This is a genomic window from Agreia sp. PsM10 (assembly GCF_030433855.1).
In the GTDB taxonomy this organism is placed as follows: Bacteria; Actinomycetota; Actinomycetes; order Actinomycetales; family Microbacteriaceae; genus Agreia.
Map to the genome: position 1 here is coordinate 213007 of NZ_JARUXC010000003.1, position 20339 is coordinate 233345.

Genomic DNA, 20339 nt, shown 5'->3' on the forward strand with positions numbered 1-20339 from the left:
GCTTGTGGCACCCGGGGCGGAGGCTGCCGGTGTTATTCGCGACCGAGGTCGCGGTGCTTGACGTTGACGACGACGCCCGGGTAGGTGGCGAGTCGGGATGCGAGTGCCCGTGTGAGCGCGACGGAACGGTGCTTGCCGCCCGTGCACCCGATGGCCATGGTCGCGTGTCTCTTGTTCTCGCGCTGGTAACCGGCGAGCACGGGTTTGAGGGAGGCCGCATAGGCCTCGAGGAATTCGCTCGCTCCGTCTTGCGTGAGGACGTAGTCGCTGACCTCGGGGTCGAGCCCGGTGTGGGCCCGCAGCTCGGGGATCCAGAAGGGGTTCGGGAGGAAGCGCGCGTCGGCGATCGAATCGACGTCGGTGGGCGTGCCGTACTTGAAGCCGAAACTCATCAAGGTGACCTGCACGCCGGGAGTATCGGTGTTCGAGAAGCCTTCCGCGATGCGGGTGGCGAGCTGGTGGATGTTCAGATCCGACGTGTCGATGACCATGTCGCTGGACTCGCGGATGGGGTGCAGCCGTACCCGTTCGCGCTCGATGCCGTCGAGGAGCGTGCCGTCGCCCTGAAGCGGATGCGGGCGTCTCACCTGTTCGAATCGCCGCACGAGCGCCGAATCGGTGGCCTCGAGAAACAGAACGCGGAGCTGGCTGCCGGCCCGGAGGGAGTGGATGATCTCCTGGAGGTCTCCGAAGAAGTCGCGGCCCCTCACATCGACCACGGCGGCGATGCGGGGAAGAGTCGATCCCGCCTTCTCGGCGAGATCGACGAGGGGTCGCAGCATCTGCGGCGGCAGGTTGTCGACGACGTACCAGCCCAGGTCTTCGAGCGCGTTGGCGACCGTGGACCGGCCGGCCCCCGACATCCCGGTGACAATCAGCACCTCTTGGGGAAGTGGAGCGTCGGTCATGGGTTCGCCTTCGTGAGGAGTGCCGTCGGGGTGAACGTCCAGCCTACCGGCGAGGTTCGGATGCTGGTGCCGGTCCGTCTGGATGAAGATGCGCGAAGACGGTCTCTGCCAGGGCGGGACCGACCCCGCGAACGGCCGCGATCGCATCCGGTTTCGCCTGTCGCAGCTGCGACACCGACCCGAAATGCGTGAGCAGTCCTTTGACGCGTATCGGGCCCAGGCCGGGGATCCCGCCGAGGACGGAGGCGATGTCGCGCTTGCGCCGGGAACGCTGGTGGATGATGGCGAAGCGGTGGGCCTCGTCGCGCAGGCGCTGCAGCATGAAGAGCGCCTCGCTGCCCCGGGGAAGGATCACGGGGAAGTCGCTGTCGGGCAGCCAGATCTCCTCGAGACGCTTGGCGAGTCCGCAGAGGAAGATGCCCTCGACGCCGGATTCGCGAAGTGCTCTGGCCGCGGCCTGCACCTGGGGCTGCCCGCCGTCGACGACGAGGAGGTTCGGCGGGTACGAGAACTTCTTCGATGCCGAGTCGGACTCCCTGCGCTCCGTGCCCTCGCGCAGGTAGGCGAGACGCCGGGTGACGACCTGGTGGATCGAGTCGGTGTCGTCGGTCGATTCCGCGATGGTGAACCGGCGGTACTGGTCTTTTCTCGGAAGCCCGTCTTCGAAGACGACCATCGAGGCGACGATGTTGGTGCCGCCGAGGTGCGAGACGTCGAAGCACTCCATGCGCAGGGGCGCGTCGGGCATTCCGAGCGCGTCCTGGATGTCGGTCATCGCCTGGCTTCGCGCGACGAAATCGGCGCTGCGCCTCGTCTTGTAGAGCTGGAGCGCGTTCATGGCGTTGACCCGGGCGGTCTGCATCAGCGCGGCCTTCTCGCCGCGCTGGGCGGTGCGCAGGCTCACCTTGCCCTTCTCCCTGCGACTGCCGAGCCAGGTCTCGAGCTCGGCCCTGTCTTCGGGCAGCTCGGGCACGATGATCTCGCGCGGGGGCACCGTGGTGCCGTCGTAGGCGGCCTGCAGGATGGAGTCGACGAGTTCGGCCGTGGTCAGGTCGAGCTCCTTGTCGACGACCCAGGCCCGCACACCGCGGATGCGCCCTCCCCTGACGATGAACTGCTGCACGGCCGCGGCGAGCTCGTCGTGCTCCACGCCGAACAGATCGGTGTCGACGTTGTCGCTCAGCACGACGGCGCTCTTCTCGAGCACGGCGTCGAGTGCCTGCAGCTGGTCGCGGTAGGTCGCCGCCGCCTCGTACTGCTGCTCGGCGGCCGCCTCCTTCATCTTGCGGGTGACCTCGGTGACGAAGCGGTTGTCTCCTCCGGCCATGAAGGCCACGAAGTCGTCGACGATCGCCCGGTGCTCCTCGACGGTGACCTTGTGCGAGCACGGACCGCCGCATCGGCCGATCTGACCCGGAAAGCACGGCCGCCCCGTCTGCATCGCCTTCTTGTAGCTCGAGTCGGAGCAGGTGCGGATGGGAAAGGCCTTCACCATGAGCTCGATGGTCTCGCGCACCGCCCAGATCTTCGGGTACGGGCCGAAGTAGCGGGCGCCGGGGATGCGGGTGTTGCGCGTGACGATGACTCGGGGCGCCTCGTCGGCGAGCGTGATCGCCATGAACGGGTAGGTCTTGTCGTCGCGGAACTTGACGTTGAAGGGCGGATCGAACTCCTTGATCCACGTGTACTCGAGCTGCAGAGCCTCGACATCGCTGCCCACGACGGTCCACTCGACCGACGCCGCCGTGGTCACCATGCGCCGCGTGCGCTCGTGCAGGCTGCGCAGGGGCGCGAAGTAGTTGCTCAACCGGGCACGCAGGTTCTGCGCCTTGCCCACGTAGAGCACCCGTCCGGTTGCATCACGGAACCGGTAGACCCCGGGCTGTGTGGGGATCTCCCCCGCCTTCGGGCGGTACGGGACAGTGTCTGGAGAGGTTCGTGCCATGACTACTTCGCCTCGAGGATCTCCTTGAGGAAGAAGCCGGTGTGGCTCTTCTTCACCTTCGCCAGCTGCTCGGGGGTTCCCGTGGCCAGGATGCGGCCGCCGCCCGCGCCGCCCTCGGGACCGATGTCGATCAGCCAGTCTGCGCTCTTGATGACGTCGAGGTTGTGCTCGATGACAATCACGGTGTTGCCCTTATCGACCAGGCTGCCCAGCACGAGCAGGAGCTTGCGCACGTCTTCGAAGTGCAGGCCGGTGGTCGGCTCGTCGAGCACATAGACCGTGCGGCCGTTCGAGCGCTTCTGCAGCTCGGTGGCGAGCTTGACCCGCTGCGCCTCGCCGCCCGAGAGCGTGGTGGCGCTCTGGCCGAGGCGCACGTAGCCGAGGCCGACGTCGACGAGCGTCTTCAGGAAGCGGTGGATGGCGCCGATCGGCTCGAAGAACTCCGCCGCCTCGGCGATGGGCATGTCGAGCACCTCGGAGATGCTCTTGCCCTTGTAGTGCACGCTGAGGGTGTCGCGGTTGTACCGCGCTCCCCCGCACACCTCGCACTTGACGTAGACGTCGGGCAGGAAGTTCATCTCGATCTTGATGGTTCCGTCGCCGGAGCACGCCTCGCAGCGGCCTCCCTTGACGTTGAAGCTGAAGCGACCCGCGAGGTACCCCCGGGCCTTCGCCTCTGCCGTGTCAGCGAAGAGGTTGCGGATGCGGTCGAAGACGCCGGTGTAGGTGGCCGGGTTCGACCGCGGCGTGCGGCCGATGGGGTTCTGGTCGACGTGCACGACCTTGTCGAGGTTCTCGAGCCCCGTGACCCGCTTGTGCTTGCCGGGGATCTTGCGTGCGCCGTTGAGCTTGTTCGCGAGCACCCGGTAGAGGATGTCGTTGACGAGCGACGACTTGCCGGACCCGGAGACGCCGGTGACCGCCACGAAGGTGCCGAGCGGGAAGTCGACCGTGACCTTGCGCAGGTTGTTCGCCTCGGCGTCGACCACCGTGATCACTCGCTCGGGATCGATCGGGCGGCGGGTGGCGGGCACCTCGATCTCTTTTCTGCCGGACAGGTAGTCGCCCGTCAGCGACTCGGTGTTCGCGAGCAGCTCGGCGTAGGAGCCGGAGTGCACGACCTTTCCGCCGTTCACACCCGCCCCCGGCCCGATGTCGACGACCCAGTCGGCCGTGCGGATCGTGTCTTCGTCGTGCTCCACGACGATCAGCGTGTTTCCGAGGTCGCGCAGTTTGACGAGCGTCTCGATAAGGCGACGGTTGTCTCGCTGGTGAAGCCCGATCGACGGCTCGTCGAGCACGTAGAGAACGCCGGTGAGACCCGAGCCGATCTGGGTGGCGAGACGGATGCGCTGGGCCTCGCCGCCGGAGAGCGACGCGGCGGCGCGGGCCAGGTTGAGATAGTTGAGGCCCACCTGGATGAGGAAGTCGAGCCGCAGGCGGATCTCGCGAAGCACCTGGGCGGCGATCGCCGCCTCCCTGTCGGTGAGCTCGACGTCGTGCATGAAGGCCTGTGCGTCGGTGAGGGAGATGTCGGTGACGTCGGCGATGCTGCGGCCGTTGACCGTCACCGCGAGCACCTCGGGCTTCAGGCGCTTGCCGTCGCAGACGGGGCACGGGATCTCGCGGAGGAACTCCGACCAGCGCGCACGCTGCGTGTCGGTCTCGGCCTGCAGGAACTGCCGTTCGATGTAGGGCACGACGCCCTCGAAGCCGGACGAGTAGCTCACCTCGCGGCCGTAGCGGTTCTTCCAGCGGACCTTGACTTCGAAGTTGTTGCCGCGGAGCACGGCGTTCTGCACCTCGTCGCTCAGCTTGCCCCAGGGGGTCTTGAGCGAGAAGTCGAGGTCGCGGGACAGGCCGTGCAGCAGCTTCTCGTAGTAGCTGAAGAGCCCCTTCCCCTGGGTCGTCCACGGAACGATGACGCCCTCGGCGATGCTGAGGTCGGGATCTCCCAGCAGCAGGTCGGAGTCGACCGACATGCGCGTGCCGAGGCCCGAGCACTCCGGGCACGCCCCGAAGGGGGCGTTGAACGAGAAGGTGCGCGGTTCGATCTCGGTGAGGGCGATGGGGTGGTTGTTCGGGCACGAGAGCTTCTCGGAGAACGTCTGCCAGGCGTCGGGACCCTCGGAGTCGACGTAGTTGATCTGCACCAGCCCGTCGGTGAGGCGCAGAGCGGTCTCGAGGGAGTCGGTGAGACGGCTCAGGATGTCGGGGCCCGCGACGAGGCGGTCGACGACGACCGAGATGTCGTGCTTGATCTGCTTCTTGAGCTTGGGCGGATCGTTCAGCTGAACGACCTCGCCGTCGACGAGGGCGCGCGAGTACCCGCCCGCCGCCAGTTCTTTGAAGAGGTCGACGAACTCGCCCTTCTTCTGCGAGACCACGGGGCTCGCGACCTGGTAGCGGATACCGTCTTCGAGCTCCATGAGCTGGTCGGCGATCTGCTGCACGGTCTGCGACTTGATGGGCTCGCCGCAGATCGGGCAGTGCGGAATGCCGATGCGGGCCCAGAGCAGGCGCATGTAGTCGTAGATCTCGGTGATCGTGCCCACCGTCGACCGCGGGTTGCGGTTGGTCGACTTCTGGTCGATCGACACCGCGGGGCTGAGGCCCTCGATGAAGTCGACGTCGGGGCGGTCGACCTGCCCGAGGAACTGGCGCGCGTAGGCCGACAGCGATTCGACGTAGCGGCGCTGCCCCTCGGCGAAGATCGTGTCGAAGGCCAGAGACGACTTGCCCGACCCCGAGAGACCCGTGAAGACGACGAGCGAATCCCGTGGGATCTCGAGGTTCACGTCTTGAAGATTGTGGACGCGCGCGCCGTGGACGCTGAGGACGTTGGAGGAATCTACCTTCGAAACTGACACCTCGAAAGTCTATGTGCGGCCACCGACACTGCGTCCCCGTTCCGCTGACGGCGTGCAGTCTCGAATGTCTGTGCTAGACCTCGAACACGAGCAGGGTGCTCGATGCGGTCGCCACGGTGCGCCCCTCGGAATCGGTCACCACGCCCTCGGCGAAGGCGACGCGGCTTCCCGGCTTGGTGACCGTGCCCGTGACGGTGAGCGTTCCCGAGACCGTGTTGAGGGCGCGGAGGTAATTGACCTTGATCTCGAGCGACGTGTAACCCTGCCCGGCCCGCAGCGTGGAGTGGACCGCGCAGCCGAGAGCCGAATCGAGGGCGGTGCACATGAAGCCGCCGTGAACGGCGCCGATGGGGTTGTAGACCGATTCGTCGGGAGTGCATGTGAAGACGGCCGTGCCGCGGCTCGCCGACACGAGCTCGAGATTCATCAGAACGGCGATCGGCGGGGGCGGGATGCGGCCCGCGATCATGGCGTTCAGGTACTCGAGGCCGCCGAGCGTCTTCGCCTGGGCGGCTCCGATCAGCGGATCCTCCCACTCGACGACCCGCCGGCGAGGCGGTGCCGGATCGGCGCTCACGAGAGGTGCCCGGCGGCGGACATCTGGCGGAGCTCTTTTTTGAGGTCGCCGAGCTCGTCGCGAAGACGTGCGGCGAGCTCGAACTTCAACTCGCCCGCAGCCTGGAGCATCTGCTCGTTGAGGTCGGCGATGATCGCCTCGAGCTGGTTCGCACCCTCTGCGGCGATGCCCTCGCGTCGCAGGTTGGGCGTGGGCGACTTCTTCTTGGAGTTGTCCCGACCGGCCAGCAGCTGCGCCGTGTCGGCGCCCTCGCGGGCGAGTACCTCGGTGATGTCGGCGATGCGCTTGCGCAGGGGGGTCGGATCGATGCCGTGCTCGGTGTTGTAGGCCACCTGGAGTTCGCGCCGACGCGTGGTCTCGCTGATGGCGAAGGCCATCGAGTCGGTGACCTTGTCGGCGTACATGATGACCTGTCCGGACACGTTGCGCGCGGCTCGACCGATGGTCTGGATGAGGGAGGTCGACGAACGCAGGAACCCCTCTTTGTCGGCGTCGAGGATGGCGACGAGCGACACCTCCGGCAGGTCGAGGCCCTCGCGCAGCAGGTTGATGCCGACGAGGACGTCGTAGAGGCCCGCCCGGAGCTCGGTGAGCAGCTCGACCCGGCGGAGCGTGTCGACGTCGGCGTGCAGGTAGCGCACCTTGACCCCGTGCTCTCCGAGGAAGTCCGTGAGCTCCTCGGCCATCTTCTTGGTCAGCGTCGTGACGAGCACACGTTCGTCTCGACCGGCACGGAGACGGATCTCTTCGAGCAGGTCGTCGATCTGCCCCGTGGAGGTCTTGATCACGATCTCTGGATCGATCAGGCCGGTCGGTCGGATGATCTGCTCGACAACGCCGTCGGCGATGCCCATCTCGTACTTGCCCGGGGTCGCCGACAGGTACACCGTCTGGCCGACGCGCTCTTTGAACTCGGGCCATTTGAGCGGGCGGTTGTCGAGTGCGCTCGGCAGCCGGAAGCCGTGGTCGACCAGCGTGCGCTTGCGCGACGAGTCGCCCTCGTACATGGCGCCGATCTGGGGCACGGTGACGTGGGATTCGTCGATGACGACCAGGAAGTCGTCGGGGAAGTAGTCGATGAGGCAGTGCGGCGCCGCGCCGGGAGGTCGCACATCCATGTGCCAGGAGTAGTTCTCGATGCCCGAGCAGAATCCGATCTGCTGCATCATCTCGAGATCGAACGTCGTGCGCATGCGCAGGCGCTGGGCCTCGAGCAGCTTGCCCTCCTTCTCGAGTTGGCCGACTCGCAGCTCGAGCTCGTCTTGGATCGTGCCGATGGCGCGCTGCATGACGTCGGTGTCGGTGACGTAGTGGGAACCCGGGAAGACCGACACCGCGTCGAGCTTTCGCACGATGTCGCCGGTGAGCGGATGCAGGCTGTAGAGAGCCTCGATCTCGTCTCCGAACATCTCGATGCGGATGGCGAGCTCCTCGTACTGCGGGATGATCTCGATCGTGTCTCCGCGCACGCGGAAGTTGCCCCGGGAGAAGTCGATGTCGTTGCGGTTGTACTGCATCGAGACGAACTTGCGGATGAGCCAGTCCCTGTCGATGCGCTGGCCGACCTGCAGGGCGATCATGGCGTTCATGTACTGCTCGGGGGTGCCGAGGCCGTAGATGCACGAGACCGTCGAGACCACCACGACGTCGCGGCGGCTGAGAAGCGAATTCGTGGTCGAGTGACGGAGCCGCTCGACCTCGGAGTTGATGGAGCTGTCCTTCTCGATGAAGGTGTCTGTCTGGGGAACGTAGGCCTCGGGCTGGTAGTAGTCGTAGTACGACACGAAGTACTCGACCGCGTTGTTGGGCATGAGCTCTCGGAACTCGTTCGCGAGCTGGGCGGCGAGGGTCTTGTTGTGCGCGAGAACGAGGGTGGGACGCTGCACCGCCTCGATGAGCCAGGCGGTGGTCGCCGACTTGCCTGTTCCTGTCGCTCCGAGAAGCACCACGTCGGTTTCGCCCGCGTTGATTCGGGCCGTCAGCTCGGCGATCGCGGTGGGCTGGTCGCCGCTGGGAGTGTATTCACTGACGACTTCGAAGGGGTGGACGGAGCGGGTGGGTTCCATGCAATAAGTTTAGGTCGGGGTAGTGACACTGGTCCCTGCCTGGCAGTGGAAACGGATTTCTTTCGAACAGGAGCGGCGCCATGCGCATCGGCATTCTCACCTCGGGCGGCGACTGTCCCGGACTCAACGCGGTCATCCGTGGAGCGGTTCTCAAGGGCACCGAGATCAACGGCCAGGAGTTCGTCGGCTTCCGCGACGGATGGCGGGGTGTCGTCAACGCCGACATCATGGAGCTCACCCGTCACAACATCCGCGGCATCGCCAAGCAGGGCGGCACGATCCTCGGCACCTCGCGCACCAATCCGTTCGAGGGCGAGAACGGCGGCCCCGAGAACATCGCCGCCAACATGGAACGCCTCGGAATCGACGCGATCATGGCCATCGGCGGAGAGGGCACCCTCGCCGCGGCCAAACGTCTCACCGACGCCGGCCTGAAGATCGTCGGCGTTCCGAAGACGGTCGACAACGACCTCGACGCCACGGACTACACCTTCGGCTTCGACACCGCCGTGCAGATCGCCACCGACGCGATGGATCGTCTGCGCACGACCGGGGAGTCGCACAGCCGCTGCATGGTCGCCGAGGTCATGGGCCGCCACGTCGGCTGGATCGCGCTGCACTCCGGCATGGCCTCCGGCGCCCACGCCATCCTCATCCCCGAGCAGAAGACGAGTGTCGAGCAGATGTGCGAGTGGGTGCAGAGCGCCTACGATCGCGGTCGCGCTCCCCTGGTCGTCGTGGCCGAGGGCTTCATGCCCGACAGCATGGACGACCCGCACTCCGAGCGGGGTCTGGATGCCTTCGGCCGGCCGCGGCTCGGAGGAATCGGTGAGCGCATCGCCCCCCTCATCGAGTCGATCACCGGAATCGAGACCCGGGCGACGACGTTGGGGCACATCCAGCGCGGAGGCGTTCCGAGCGCGTACGACCGGGTGCTGGCCACACGACTCGGCATGGCCGCGAGCGACATCATCGGCGACGGGGCCTGGGGCCAGATGGTCGCCCTCAAGGGCACCGAGATCGTCACGGTCGGCTTCGCCGAGGCGCTGGGCAAGCTCAAGACGGTTCCGCAGCACCGTTACGACGAGGCGGCGCTGCTCTTCGGCTAGCAACGAGGCCCTTCGACAGGCTCAGGGAACGGAGTCATCGTTCCCTGAGCTTGTCGAAGGGGACGGGTCAGGAGACGCGGGCCCTGTCCTGGGCTCGTGCCTCGAGGTCCGTCCACAGCTCGTCGACCTGATCGAGGGTGTGCTCGAGCGAGCCCGACGTGTCGATGACGACATCCGCGACCGCGCGCCGCTCCTCGTCGCTGGCCTGGGCGGAGATGCGTCTTTCGGCTTCGGGTCGAGGCATTCCGCGGTTCGCGAGGAGGCGCTCGATCCTCACCTCTGCCGGCGCCTCGCAGACGACGATCAGGTCGAATTGCAGTTCTCTGCGGGCCTCGACGAGGAGGGGAACGTCGTAGACGACGACGGCTGCCGGATCCGCTTCCTCTGCCGCGGCGATCAGCTCGGCGGTGCGTGCGTGCACCCGAGGGTGGATGATGGCCTCGAGCCGGCCCCGGGCATCCGGATCGGCGAAGACGATCGCCCCCAACGCGGCGCGGTCGAGCGACCCGTCGCCCGCGAGCACCCCGGCGCCGAACTCGGCTGCGACGGCCTCGAGCCCCGAGGTCGACGGCTCGACGACTTCCCGGGAGATGGCGTCCGCGTCGACGTGCACGGCGCCGTGGTGGACGAGCCGCCGGGCCACAGTGGATTTTCCTGATGCGATTCCGCCGGTGAGGCCCACGATGAACATGGCTCCATGGTAACGGCGGCGCCCGGGCGGCCTCGTCGACGCGGTGACGGTCGACGCGTTAACGACGGAACGGCCGCCCCGAAGGACGGCCGTTCTGTGTTGCGACTTAGGAGTTGCTGCTCGACAGCTTCTCGCGAAGCGCGGCGAGGGTCTCGTCGTCGGCGAGGGTGCCGGCTCCGGTCGACTCGCTCGAGAAGGAGGAACCAGCGCTGGCGCCGTCGCCCGAAGCGACCTCGGCGTTGCTCGTGGCAACCTGCTTCTTGTGGGCCTCCCAGCGAGCCTGGGCTGCAGCGTAGTCCTGCTCCCACTTCTCGCGCTGGGTCTCGAAGCCCTCGCGCCACTCGTTCGTCTCCGGGTCGAAGCCCTCGGGGAACTTGTAGTTGCCCTGGTCGTCGTACTCGGTGAGCATTCCGTAGAGCGCCGGGTCGAACTCGGTGCCCTCGGGGTCGACACCCTCGTTGGCCTGCTTGAGGCTCAGCGAGATGCGGCGACGCTCGAGGTCGATGTCGATGACCTTGACGAAGACCTCGTCGCCGACCGACACGACCTGCTCGGCGAGCTCGACGTGCTTGCCCGAGAGCTCGGAGATGTGGACGAGTCCCTCGATGCCCTCTGCGACGCGAACGAACGCGCCGAAGGGAACGAGCTTCGTGACCTTGCCCGGTGCAACCTGTCCGATTGCGTGGGTGCGGGCGAAGACCTGCCACGGGTCTTCCTGCGTCGCCTTGAGCGACAGGGAGACACGCTCGCGGTCGAGGTCGACCTCGAGGATCTCGACGGTGACCTCCTGGCCGACCTCGACGACCTCTGAGGCGTGCTCGATGTGCTTCCAGCTGAGTTCGGAGACGTGAACCAGTCCGTCGACTCCACCCAGGTCGACGAACGCACCGAAGTTGACGATCGACGAGACGACGCCCTTGCGGACCTGGCCCTTCTGGAGGTTGTTGAGGAACGTGGTGCGGCTCTCGGACTGCGTCTGCTCGAGCAGGGCGCGGCGCGACAGAACGACGTTGTTGCGGTTCTTGTCGAGCTCGAGGATCTTCGCCTCGATCTCCTGGCCCAGGTAGGGCGTGAGGTCGCGCACGCGGCGAAGCTCGATGAGCGACGCGGGCAGGAAGCCTCGGAGTCCGATGTCGACGATGAGCCCGCCCTTGACGACCTCGATGACGCTACCGGTGACAACACCGTCGGCGTCCTTGATCTTCTCGACGTCTCCCCACGCACGCTCGTACTGAGCACGCTTCTTGGAGAGGATCAGGCGGCCTTCCTTGTCTTCTTTCTGAAGAACGAGGGCCTCGACCAGGTCACCGACCTTGACGACCTCTGTGGGGTCGACGTCGTGCTTGATGGAAAGTTCGCGCGAGGGGATGACACCCTCGGTCTTGTACCCGACGTCGAGGAGAACCTCGTCGCGGTCGATCTTCACGACGGTGCCCTCGATGAGGTCTCCGTCGTTGAAGAACTTCAGTGTCTTTTCGACCGCGGCGAGAAAATCTTCTGCCGAGCCAATGTCGTTGATGGCGACCTGCTTGGCTACTCTGTCGGTCGTTGCGATTGTCATAAAAGTAAATGCTCCAGGATGGACATATATCAGGCCGACGGCAGACGAGTTCGAGGTTTCGAGCACGACAGCTCCACCGAAGGCGAGCGGATGGGATGGCACAAAACGTGCCAAGTCATTCTAGCCCCGTTGGTCTTCCCGCGGCAACACCGTGGCGATCCCCGTCGACTGCGCCGCCTCGGGTCCGAGCCCGACCATGATCCTCGACTCGTCGTGCGGCGCGCGGGTGTCGAACCAGACGACTGCGGGATCCCCGGCACGTGGTGTGGATGCGCGCGGGAACGTGGCCTTCTTCGTCACCCAGCGGTCCACGCCGGCCGTGTCGCGGAATCGTGTCGTGAACTGGATCCGGGGCATTCCCTGGATCTCCGTTCCTGTCGCGATCGCCTCCGTGACCACACCGGGAACCCGCGTGCCGTGAGCCTCGATGTCCTGCATCCACCCGAGCCGGTCGAGTCGCCGCCAGCGCCGCTGCGATGGCGAGGAGCAGGAGGACGCCGAACACGGCGGGAAGCCAGAAGGGCAGGTAGTAGGCGATCCACGCGTCGGACTGCCAGGGTTCCCTGTCGCCCCCGTCGATGAACGCGACCTTCTCGCCGACAGCGTCCGGTTCGGTCCAGCTCGGGATGAAGAGCACCAGCCCGAGCGCGATGCCCAGGAAGGCGGTGCAGAACGGGATGATCATGGCGGCGCCGAGGCCGAGCCGGCCGAGCCTCCCCGTGAGAAACACTCCGAGAACCGAGCCGAGGCCGATCGCCCCGACTCCCAGCAGCTGCGAAGTCGCTCCGTCGAAGCCGCTGCTCCAGCCGCCGACCTGGTTGACGGTCATCAGACGGACGGTGTCGAGAAGGATGCCGACGCCGAATCCGGCGGCGACCCAGACGGCGGCGTGGACTGCTCCCAGGAGGACGAGGAGGAGGGTGTTGCCGGGGCGTGCAGCGGCCCTGGCCTGGCGTTCGGCGCGATCGACGCGCGGATCAGATGTGCTCATGGGCCCACGCTACGAAGCGCCGACGGCGCTCGACAGGTGATGCGCTACTCACTCGCGCCCCCCGCACTACTCAGGCGCGACGGCCGATGACGGCGACCGTCAGATGGAACCCGCCATGACGAAGTCGGCGAACTCCTGGGCGTCGGTGAGGCTGCCCGTGTACTGGGAGCCGTCGACGATGACCGTGGGGGTGCCCGCCAGCTTCTCGACGTCGGACTCCGGAAGGGGGCCGGACAACGCACGGTCCGTGGCCTGCGTCACCCAGTCGGTGAACTGTCCCGCGTCGATGCAGTCGGCGACACCGGTGTCCTCGAGCGCCCCGGCCTGGTCCGCGAGGTCGACGAGGTCCGCGTCGCTCAGGCCCTCGGTGTTCTCGGCGGGCTGGTTCTCGAAGAGCAGCGCGCTGAACGCCTCGAACCGATCGGGTGCCGTGTCGGCCACGCAGGCGGCGGCATTCGCCGCGCGGGTCGAGTACTGCGTTCCCAGCGAGGCGCGGTCGAGGATCGAGACGGGGTGCACCTCGAGCGCGACCTCGCCGGATTCGACCCACTCCGACAGCTGCTCCGCGTTCGTCGACTCGAACTGCCCGCAGAAGGGGCAGAAGTAGTCGATGTAGGTGACGACGCGGATCGCGTCGTCACCCCCGTCTCCGATCACGATGCCGTCGCCGACCGCGCCGGCCGGCGCCTCGGAGCTCCCGGTCTGCCGGTCGGACCTGCCCGGAGACCCGCTCGACGACCGTTCGAGCGACGAGAAGACGCTGGTGAGTATCAGGACGGCGGCGACGGCGACGGCGATCACGACGAGCACGGACCCGCCGAGCACCCACGGCCAGATCGGCCGCCGCGGGGCGGGCGACCCGCCCGGGGCACCGGATGCCGGTGGGGCCTCGGGCGTACCGGGGGCGGCACGCAGGGCCTCGCCCCAGTTCTGTCCGTCCCACCATCTCTCGCGGGACGGATCGGTGTCGGGGTACCAGCCGGGCGGCGGAGTGGTCGTCATCGCGTCGCCTCGTCTGTGAGCAGGAATCGCTGGAGTGTGTCGAGCCCGACGCCGCCGAGGTCGAGGGCTCGCCGGTGGAACTCCTTGGCGTCGTAGGCGTCGCCCTGCTGACGTCGGTAGTCGTCGCGCAGGCGCTCCCAGATGCGCTGCCCCACCTTGTACGACGGCGCCTGGCCGGGCCAGCCGAGATACCTGTTCACCTCGAATCGGGTGAACGCGTCGTCCATGTTCACGTTGGCACGCATGAAGGCGAGCGCGTAGTCCGCATCCCACACTCCCCCGCCGTCGGGACGCTGCTTGCCGAGGTGCACGCCGATGTCGAGAACCACTCGTGCGGCGCGCATGCGCTGGCCGTCGAGCATGCCCAGCCTGTCTGCCGGATCGTCGAGGTATCCCAGCTCCTGCATCAGGCGCTCGGCGTACAGTGCCCAGCCCTCCGCGTGCCCGGACGACCCCGCCAGCTGGCGACGCCACGTGTTGAGCACGGCCCTGTTGTAGACGGCCTGGCCGATCTGCAGGTGGTGGCCCGGAACGCCCTCGTGGTAGACCGTCGTGAGCTCGCGCCAGGTGTCGAAGGTGGTGACCCCCGCGGGAACGGACCACCACATGCGGCCGGGCCGCGAGAAGTCGTCGGTCGGACCGGTGTAGTAGATGCCGCCCTCGTCGGTCGGCGCGATCATGCATTCGAGCGTGCGGATCTCGTCGGGGATGTCGAAGTGGCTTCGCGACAGTTCGTCGACGGCGCGATCGCTCGTCTCCTGCATCCAGCGCTGGAGCGCGTCTGTTCCGTGGAGCTTCCGTGCGTCGTCGGCGTCGAGGTGGGCGATGGCCTCGTGCACGGTGGCGCCGGGCAGGATCTCGTCGGCGATCGACTCCTGTTCGCGGGTCATGCGTTCGAGCTCGGCGAGGCCCCACTCGTAGGTCTCGTCGAGGTCGATGGCCGCGCCGAGGAATTGTCGCGACCGCAGCGCGTAGATCTCGCGGCCCACGGCATCCACCGGGGTGGCCGACGGCAGCAGCTCGTTCTCGAGGAAGTCTGCGAACCGGCCGTATCCTCCCGCGGCGACGGCGGCCGCCTCCGCCAGCGACCCGGTGGACGAGTCCGCGGGCGCGCCGGCGGCCAACGTGACGAAGAAGCCGTCGGGCGACGCGTTCTTGCGCGCCTGCGCCAGCACCTCCGTCACCTGCCGGCGGGCGGGCACGATGCTGCGGTGGATGCCCAGCCGCAGCGTCTCGACGTAGCCGGCGAGGGCATCCGGAACCGCGCGAAGCCGCGTCTCGATGACCTGCCAGTCCTCGGCCGTGTCGGTCGGCATCAGGTCGAAGGCCTCGCGGATGTCCTGCGACGGCGAGGCGATGACGTTGAGGTCGCGCAGGTGCAGGCCCGCCTCGGCGCTCTCGATCGCCAGACGCAGTGAGCTGCCGAGATCGAGCTGTGTCACCCGGTCGACGTCGTCGACGGGCTCTGCCTCATCGAGCTGGGCCAGTGTGCGTCGCACCTCGCCGAGGTAGAGGTCGTGGCCCGCGGGAGAGAGATCGCCGAACCGGGAGTTCGCCTCCACACGCCCGATGTAGGTGCCCACGGTGGGCTCGAGGCGCACGAGGGCATCGACCCATCGCTCGGCGATCGCGTCGATGGCGGTGGGAGTTCGTACGGGAGGCGTGGCTGAACCGGTCATGAATTCAGCCTAACGACCTCCCCCGTCACGGTGTCGCCGGGGCGGCCGTGGGGGCGGGCTCTCGGACCGAGCGTCGTCTGTCCGGTGAGAGACGGCGGTGGCCCTCGGCGAGCACGGTCGCGCCCTGGAACGCCTCGATCGAGTGCTGCGCCGCTTCGATGCTGGCGGCGTGGGCTCCGTACCAGCGCCCGCAGGTGATGAGGGGCGACCCGCCGGGGTCGAGCGCGAACCAGCCGTGCGTGCCCGCGTTGGGGCCGTGCACCGACCTGATCTCGAACTCCGAGGCGGCGAGGCGTGCCTCGAAGACCGCTGCGCGGGCGTCGAGGAAGGTGCGGTAGAGCACGGCGCTGCGGCCGAGCTCCCGGTTGTTGCTGGCCAGGAGGCGCCAGACGCAGACCGGGCCCGATCGAGGCTCGTCGGGGTCTTCGGCGGGTCGCGGTTCGGCCGAGATCAGCTGGTCACGGAATCGGGACCAGGCCCGAGGCATCGGATCGGCGGCCGACGTGAACGACGAGAATACGATGCTCGCCGCCGCTGTCACCTGTCGAGTCTCGGGCACGCAGGTGTCGTGCGGGCGTCCTAGAGGTGTCTGGACGGTGTCGGGCGGGAGGCCGCCCGGGCCCGGTCGTCCAGCGCGCGGTCGATCAGTGCGCGGCGTCGTTCCAGTTCGCTCCCCGGCCGATCTGCACCTCGAGCGGCACGCGCAGCTCGGCCGCCGTGCTCATGCGCGTGGTGACGATGCCCGAGAGGGTGTCCCACTCGCCGGGAGCGACGTCGAACACGAGCTCGTCGTGCACCTGCAGCAGCATGCGCGAGGCGAGCTGCTGCTCTCTCAGGTCGCGGGCGATGCCGATCATGGCGATCTTGATGATGTCGGCCGCCGTTCCCTGAATGGGGGCGTTGAGGGCCGCGCGCTCGTCGTTGTCTCGGAGGACCCTGTTGGCGCTGTTGAGGTTCGCGAAGGGGCGGCGGCGACCGAAGATCGTCTCGGTGTAGCCGTCTTCCTTCGCCTGCAGCACGACGTTGCGCAGGAAGTCGCGCACGGCGCCGAAGCGTTCGAAGTAGTCGGACATGAGCTTCTTCGCCTCGCTGGAGTCGATGCGCAGCTGCTTCGACAGGCCGAACGCGCTCAGGCCGTAGGCGAGCCCGTACGACATGGCCTTGACCTTCGTGCGCATCGCGGGCGTGACGTCGGCGGGTTCGACGCCGAACACGTGGGCTCCGACGAAGCGATGCAGGTCTTCGCCCTCGGTGAAGGCCGTGATCAGCCCCTCGTCGCCCGACAGGTGGGCCATGATGCGCATCTCGATCTGCGAGTAGTCGGCGGTGAGCAGCGTCTCGAACCCCTCGCCCACCTGAAAGGCGTGCCGGATGCGACGGCCCTCTTCGGCGCGCACGGGAATGTTCTGCAGGTTGGGGTCTGTCGACGAGATGCGGCCCGTGCTCGACCCGGTCTGCACGTAGCGCGTGTGCACACGCCCGTCGGGGGCGATGGCCTTGTCGACCGTCTCGATGATCTGGCGGAGCTTCGTGGCGTCTCGGTGCTGCAGAAGGAGGCCGAGGAACGGGTGCGGACTCGACGCCTGCAGGTCGGCCAGTGCTCCCGCGTCGGTGGAATAGCCGGTCTTGGTGGCGCGCGTCTTCGGCATCGACAGGCGGTCGAAGAGCACCTCCTGGATCTGCTTCGGCGATCCGAGGTTGATCTCGCCCCCGATGATCTCGTAGGCGTCGGTGGCGAGGTTCGTGGCCGTGGCGGCCAGTTCGCTCGACAGCTCGGTGAGCTCGTCGTGGCTCACCGTGATTCCGAAGAGCTCCATGTCGACGAGCGCCATGAGCGTAGGGATCTCGATGTCGCCGAGCACCCTCATGGTGCGCTCGTCGAGCGATGCCAGCTGGGCGGCGGCGACGCGAGCTATGTACCACGCCTCGGTCGCGGGGCCCACGTCGGCGTCGTCGGCGGGGACGAGCTGGTTGGGATCGGGAGTGGGCAGCACCTCGGCCAGGGTGCGGTCGACGAGTTCGGCGAGCGAGCGATCGGCCGACGAGTCCGGGCGCACGAGCCAGGCGGCGATCGTGGTGTCGAACCGCAACCCGGAGACGGCGAGGTCGGCGCGGCGAAGGGCCTTGATCTGCTCCTTCGCGCCGTGCATGATCTTCGGCGAATCGCTCTCCAGCCACGCCTCGAGGGCCGTGTAGTCGGGGCTGCCCGCCCTCCACGGCGCGAACAGGCTCTCGGTCTGGCTCGCGACCCCGATGCCGACCGGCACTCCGCCCTGCGTCTCGATCGAGAGGGCCAGCCCGTCTGGACTGCTCTTCGACGCCCGGGACAGCCAGAGCTCGAGTTCTTCGTCGAGGAGCGCCACGGGTGTGGGCGCGGTGATCGACGCGGGAACGGATTCGGGACCCTCCCCGCCCGGGCCGGCCGAGGCATCCGGTGCCGCGCCCTGGCCGTCGAGCTTGAGAACACGATCGAGCAGCGTGCGGAACTCGAGCCGGCCGAAGATGTCGCGCAGGGCCTGCTCGTCGATCGGCTTGCGCTCGAGATCGGCAGGGCCGACGGGCAGGTCGACGTCGGTCAGCAGGTGGTTGAGCTTTCGGTTGCGCACCGCGTTCTCGTACTGCTCGCGGAGCTTGTCGCCCACGACGCCCTTGATCTCGTCGCGGCGCTCGATGACGGCATCGAGACTGCCGTAGAGGTTGATCCACTTGGCCGCCGTCTTCGGGCCGACCTTGTCGACGCCGATCAGGTTGTCGCTGGTCTCTCCGACGAGCGCGGCGATCTCGGGGTACTGATGCGGCTGCACGCCGTACTTCTCGAAGACCTTCTCGGCGTCGTAGCGGGTGAGCTGGGAGACGCCCATGGCCGACGGGTAGAGGAGGGTGACGTCGGGTCGGATCAGCTGGATGCTGTCGCGGTCTCCCGACACGACGAAGACGCGGAAGCCCTGCTCTTCGCCCTGACGGGCGAGCGTGGCGAGGATGTCGTCGGCTTCGTAGTCTTCTTTCGACACCGTGGTGATGTTCATGGCGTGCAGCGCCTCTTCGAGAAGAGGGATCTGGCCCTTGAACTCGGGAGGCGTCTCGCCCCGGGTGCCCTTGTATTCAGGGTATTCGCGGGTGCGGAACGAATGCCGGGAGATGTCGAACGCCACGGCGATGTGGGTCGGCTTCTCGGCCTTCAACAGGTTGATGAGCATGGCGATGAAGCCATGGATCGCGTTCGTGTGCTGCCCGTCGCGCGTCTGGAAACTGTCGACGGGCAGGGCGTAGAACGCCCGGAACGCGAGGGAATGGCCGTCGATGACGAGGAGGGTAGGCTTTTCTGAATCCGACACGTCCCCAGCCTACAAGCCGCCTCCGACGGCGGCCGGCTCACACATTCGAAGGCGACCATGACTGACAACCCGGTGGATGCGCTCGGCTGGATCCGCGAACGCGGGGCGGGCGAGCTCGCCGACAAGATGGGCATCGAGTTCGTCGAGTTCTCTCTCGAGCGGGCGGTCGCGACGATGCCCGTCGAGGGCAACAGGCAGCCGGCCCGGCTGCTGCACGGCGGTGCCTACGTGGTGCTCGGCGAATCGCTCGGATCGATGGCGGCGAACCTGCACGCCGGCCCCGACCGCCTCGCGGTCGGCATCGAGATCAATGCTTCTCATACGCGATCGGCTCGATCGGGCATCGTGACCGCGGTCTGCACGCCCATCCACCTGGGGCGCACGCTCACGACGCATGAGATCGCGATCGACGACGACCAGGGTCGACGCTGCTCGACGATCCGCATCACGAACATGATCATCGACAAGCACTGAGTCGACAAGAGCTGAGGCCGGTTCAGGCCGAGGTCATCACCCGGTAGAACTGCACGATGCTGTCGGCGTCGCCGTTGCGGAACGCCTTGAACACCTTGCCGATCGGGTTACTGAGGTTGTCGGGCGGCAGGGAGACCAGCAGGGGGAAGCTGGCGTAGGCCTCGAGTGCGGTTCCCGCGCTGCTCGTCCACGATCCACCCGTCTGGCGCACCATGACCTCGCCGACGTAGCAGCCGAATCCGAAGAGCGTCTCGGCGAAGCGCTCCTCTGTCACCCCCTGCGCGCGGAAGCCCGCGATCAGAGCGTCGACCTGCTCGAGGCTCGCGACCGAGTAGTCGAGTTCTACGCCGCTGATCCTGCGCGCGACGTCGACGATGTCATCGCTGAACAGGGCCGTATTCTCGGGGAGCGCCTCATGCTTGAGCTTGAGCGTCGCACGCCGAACCGGTCGCTCGGACTCGGTGGGCTTCGCGGGGCCCCGGCGGAACGCGGAACCGGTGGACGACAGGGTCGGCTCTACTTCTTGGCGCTGAGCTGCTCGATGATCGCCAGGGCGACATCGTGCATGGTCAGACGGCGGTCCATCGACGCCTTCTGGATCCAGCGGAAGGCTTCGGGCTCGGTGAGGCCCATCTTCTCGTTGAGCAGGCCCTTGGCCCGGTCGACGAGTTTGCGGGTCTCGAAGCGCTCGACCAGGTCGGCGACCTCGGCCTCGAGGGTGATGATCTGGGCATAGCGCGAGAGGGCGATCTCGATCGCGGGAAGAAGGTCGTTCGGGGTGAACGGCTTGACGACGTAGGCCAGCGCGCCGGCCTCGGTCGCCCGCTCGACCAGCTCTTTCTGGCTGAATGCGGTGAGCAGCACGACGGGGGCGATGTGGCCCTTGCTGAGGCGCTCGGCCGCGGAGATGCCGTCGAGCTGGGGCATCTTGACGTCCATGATCACCAGGTCGGGGCGGAGCTCCGTGGCGAGGGCGACGGCGGTCTCGCCGTCTCCGGCCTCGCCGACGACCTCGAAACCGTTGTCACGGAGGATCTCGACGATATCGAGACGGATCAGCGATTCGTCTTCTGCAACGACAACGCGACGGGGCGCGACGGGGGTGGTTTCTTGGTCTGACACCCTGCAAGC

16 protein-coding genes are annotated in these 20339 nt (G+C 67.3%); 2 read left to right on the forward strand and 14 right to left on the reverse strand.

Going from position 1 to position 20339, the window contains the following annotated elements; all coding sequences use genetic code 11:
• Positions 1-32 precede the first annotated feature (32 nt).
• The 5 genes from rapZ to uvrB all read right to left on the reverse strand — a co-directional run bounded on the left by rapZ (position 33) and on the right by uvrB (position 8366).
• Positions 33-908 carry an RNase adapter RapZ gene (gene rapZ, locus QCD70_RS05070; protein ID WP_301214070.1) on the reverse strand — a complete coding sequence of 292 codons (876 nt, stop codon included), beginning with the start codon at positions 906-908 and terminating at the stop codon, positions 33-35.
• Positions 909-951: 43 nt separating this feature from the next.
• Entirely contained in the window at positions 952-2853 is a 1902-nt protein-coding gene (gene uvrC, locus QCD70_RS05075) for an excinuclease ABC subunit UvrC (RefSeq protein ID WP_301214071.1), read from the reverse strand.
• A gap of 2 nt (positions 2854-2855) precedes the next feature.
• Entirely contained in the window at positions 2856-5723 is a 2868-nt protein-coding gene (gene uvrA, locus QCD70_RS05080; protein ID WP_301214072.1) for an excinuclease ABC subunit UvrA, read from the reverse strand.
• A gap of 73 nt (positions 5724-5796) precedes the next feature.
• Positions 5797-6300 (reverse strand): PaaI family thioesterase, encoded by a 504-nt coding sequence (locus QCD70_RS05085; RefSeq protein ID WP_301214073.1) that lies wholly within the window; start codon positions 6298-6300, stop codon positions 5797-5799.
• On the reverse strand, positions 6297-8366 hold the full coding sequence (gene uvrB / locus QCD70_RS05090) for an excinuclease ABC subunit UvrB (protein WP_301214074.1): 2070 nt from the start codon (positions 8364-8366) through the stop codon (positions 6297-6299). The genes QCD70_RS05085 and uvrB overlap by 4 nt, the downstream gene beginning before the upstream one ends.
• A gap of 80 nt (positions 8367-8446) precedes the next feature.
• On the opposite strand from uvrB, the gene QCD70_RS05095 reads away from it, so the two are divergent.
• The gene (locus tag QCD70_RS05095; RefSeq protein ID WP_055928715.1) at positions 8447-9475 is read left to right on the forward strand and encodes a 6-phosphofructokinase; all 1029 of its coding nucleotides are present in this window, start codon (positions 8447-8449) and stop codon (positions 9473-9475) included.
• 67 nt (positions 9476-9542) lie between these two features.
• On the opposite strand, the gene coaE is transcribed toward QCD70_RS05095, so the two are convergent.
• The 7 genes from coaE to polA all read right to left on the reverse strand — a co-directional run bounded on the left by coaE (position 9543) and on the right by polA (position 18734).
• Positions 9543-10166, reverse strand: a complete 624-nt coding sequence (gene coaE / locus QCD70_RS05100; protein ID WP_301214075.1) for a dephospho-CoA kinase — start codon at positions 10164-10166, stop codon at positions 9543-9545.
• A gap of 106 nt (positions 10167-10272) precedes the next feature.
• Entirely contained in the window at positions 10273-11727 is a 1455-nt protein-coding gene (gene rpsA, locus QCD70_RS05105) for a 30S ribosomal protein S1 (protein ID WP_055928721.1), read from the reverse strand.
• Between the two features lie 115 nt (positions 11728-11842).
• A complete protein-coding gene (locus tag QCD70_RS05110; RefSeq protein WP_301214076.1) occupies positions 11843-12718 on the reverse strand; it encodes a hypothetical protein in 876 nt (291 codons plus the stop codon).
• A gap of 99 nt (positions 12719-12817) precedes the next feature.
• Complete coding sequence (locus QCD70_RS05115) at positions 12818-13720, reverse strand: thioredoxin domain-containing protein (RefSeq protein WP_301214077.1); 903 nt, start codon at positions 13718-13720, stop codon at positions 12818-12820.
• The gene (locus QCD70_RS05120; RefSeq protein WP_301214078.1) at positions 13717-15399 is read right to left on the reverse strand and encodes a DUF885 domain-containing protein; all 1683 of its coding nucleotides are present in this window, start codon (positions 15397-15399) and stop codon (positions 13717-13719) included. The genes QCD70_RS05115 and QCD70_RS05120 overlap by 4 nt, the downstream gene beginning before the upstream one ends.
• A gap of 25 nt (positions 15400-15424) precedes the next feature.
• A complete protein-coding gene (locus tag QCD70_RS05125; protein WP_301214079.1) occupies positions 15425-15940 on the reverse strand; it encodes a hypothetical protein in 516 nt (171 codons plus the stop codon).
• A gap of 103 nt (positions 15941-16043) precedes the next feature.
• Positions 16044-18734, reverse strand: a complete 2691-nt coding sequence (polA, locus tag QCD70_RS05130) for a DNA polymerase I (RefSeq protein ID WP_301214080.1) — start codon at positions 18732-18734, stop codon at positions 16044-16046.
• Positions 18735-18791: 57 nt separating this feature from the next.
• Between polA and QCD70_RS05135 the strand changes: the two genes are divergently transcribed.
• Positions 18792-19208: a PaaI family thioesterase gene (locus QCD70_RS05135; RefSeq protein WP_301214081.1), complete on the forward strand. Its 417-nt coding sequence runs from the start codon at positions 18792-18794 to the stop codon at positions 19206-19208.
• A gap of 22 nt (positions 19209-19230) precedes the next feature.
• Here QCD70_RS05135 and QCD70_RS05140 read toward each other — a convergent pair whose 3' ends face one another.
• A complete protein-coding gene (locus QCD70_RS05140; protein WP_301214082.1) occupies positions 19231-19482 on the reverse strand; it encodes a hypothetical protein in 252 nt (83 codons plus the stop codon).
• A gap of 242 nt (positions 19483-19724) precedes the next feature.
• A complete protein-coding gene (locus QCD70_RS05145; RefSeq protein ID WP_055928741.1) occupies positions 19725-20330 on the reverse strand; it encodes an ANTAR domain-containing response regulator in 606 nt (201 codons plus the stop codon).
• Positions 20331-20339: the final 9 nt, after the last annotated feature.

Excerpts from the sequence above, each read along its gene's own strand:
- QCD70_RS05135 (WP_301214081.1), top strand. The coding sequence starts at position 18,792 with ATGACTGACAACCCGGTGGATGCGCTCGGCTGGATCCGCGAACGCGGG.
- rapZ (WP_301214070.1), bottom strand. The coding sequence starts at position 908 with ATGACCGACGCTCCACTTCCCCAAGAGGTGCTGATTGTCACCGGGATG.
- rpsA (WP_055928721.1), bottom strand. The coding sequence starts at position 11,727 with ATGACAATCGCAACGACCGACAGAGTAGCCAAGCAGGTCGCCATCAAC.
- QCD70_RS05120 (WP_301214078.1), bottom strand. The coding sequence starts at position 15,399 with ATGACCGGTTCAGCCACGCCTCCCGTACGAACTCCCACCGCCATCGAC.
- uvrB (WP_301214074.1), bottom strand. The coding sequence starts at position 8,366 with ATGGAACCCACCCGCTCCGTCCACCCCTTCGAAGTCGTCAGTGAATAC.
- coaE (WP_301214075.1), bottom strand. The coding sequence starts at position 10,166 with ATGTTCATCGTGGGCCTCACCGGCGGAATCGCATCAGGAAAATCCACT.
- QCD70_RS05115 (WP_301214077.1), bottom strand. The coding sequence starts at position 13,720 with ATGACGACCACTCCGCCGCCCGGCTGGTACCCCGACACCGATCCGTCC.
- QCD70_RS05095 (WP_055928715.1), top strand. The coding sequence starts at position 8,447 with ATGCGCATCGGCATTCTCACCTCGGGCGGCGACTGTCCCGGACTCAAC.
- uvrC (WP_301214071.1), bottom strand. The coding sequence starts at position 2,853 with ATGGCACGAACCTCTCCAGACACTGTCCCGTACCGCCCGAAGGCGGGG.
- QCD70_RS05110 (WP_301214076.1), bottom strand. The coding sequence starts at position 12,718 with ATGAGCACATCTGATCCGCGCGTCGATCGCGCCGAACGCCAGGCCAGG.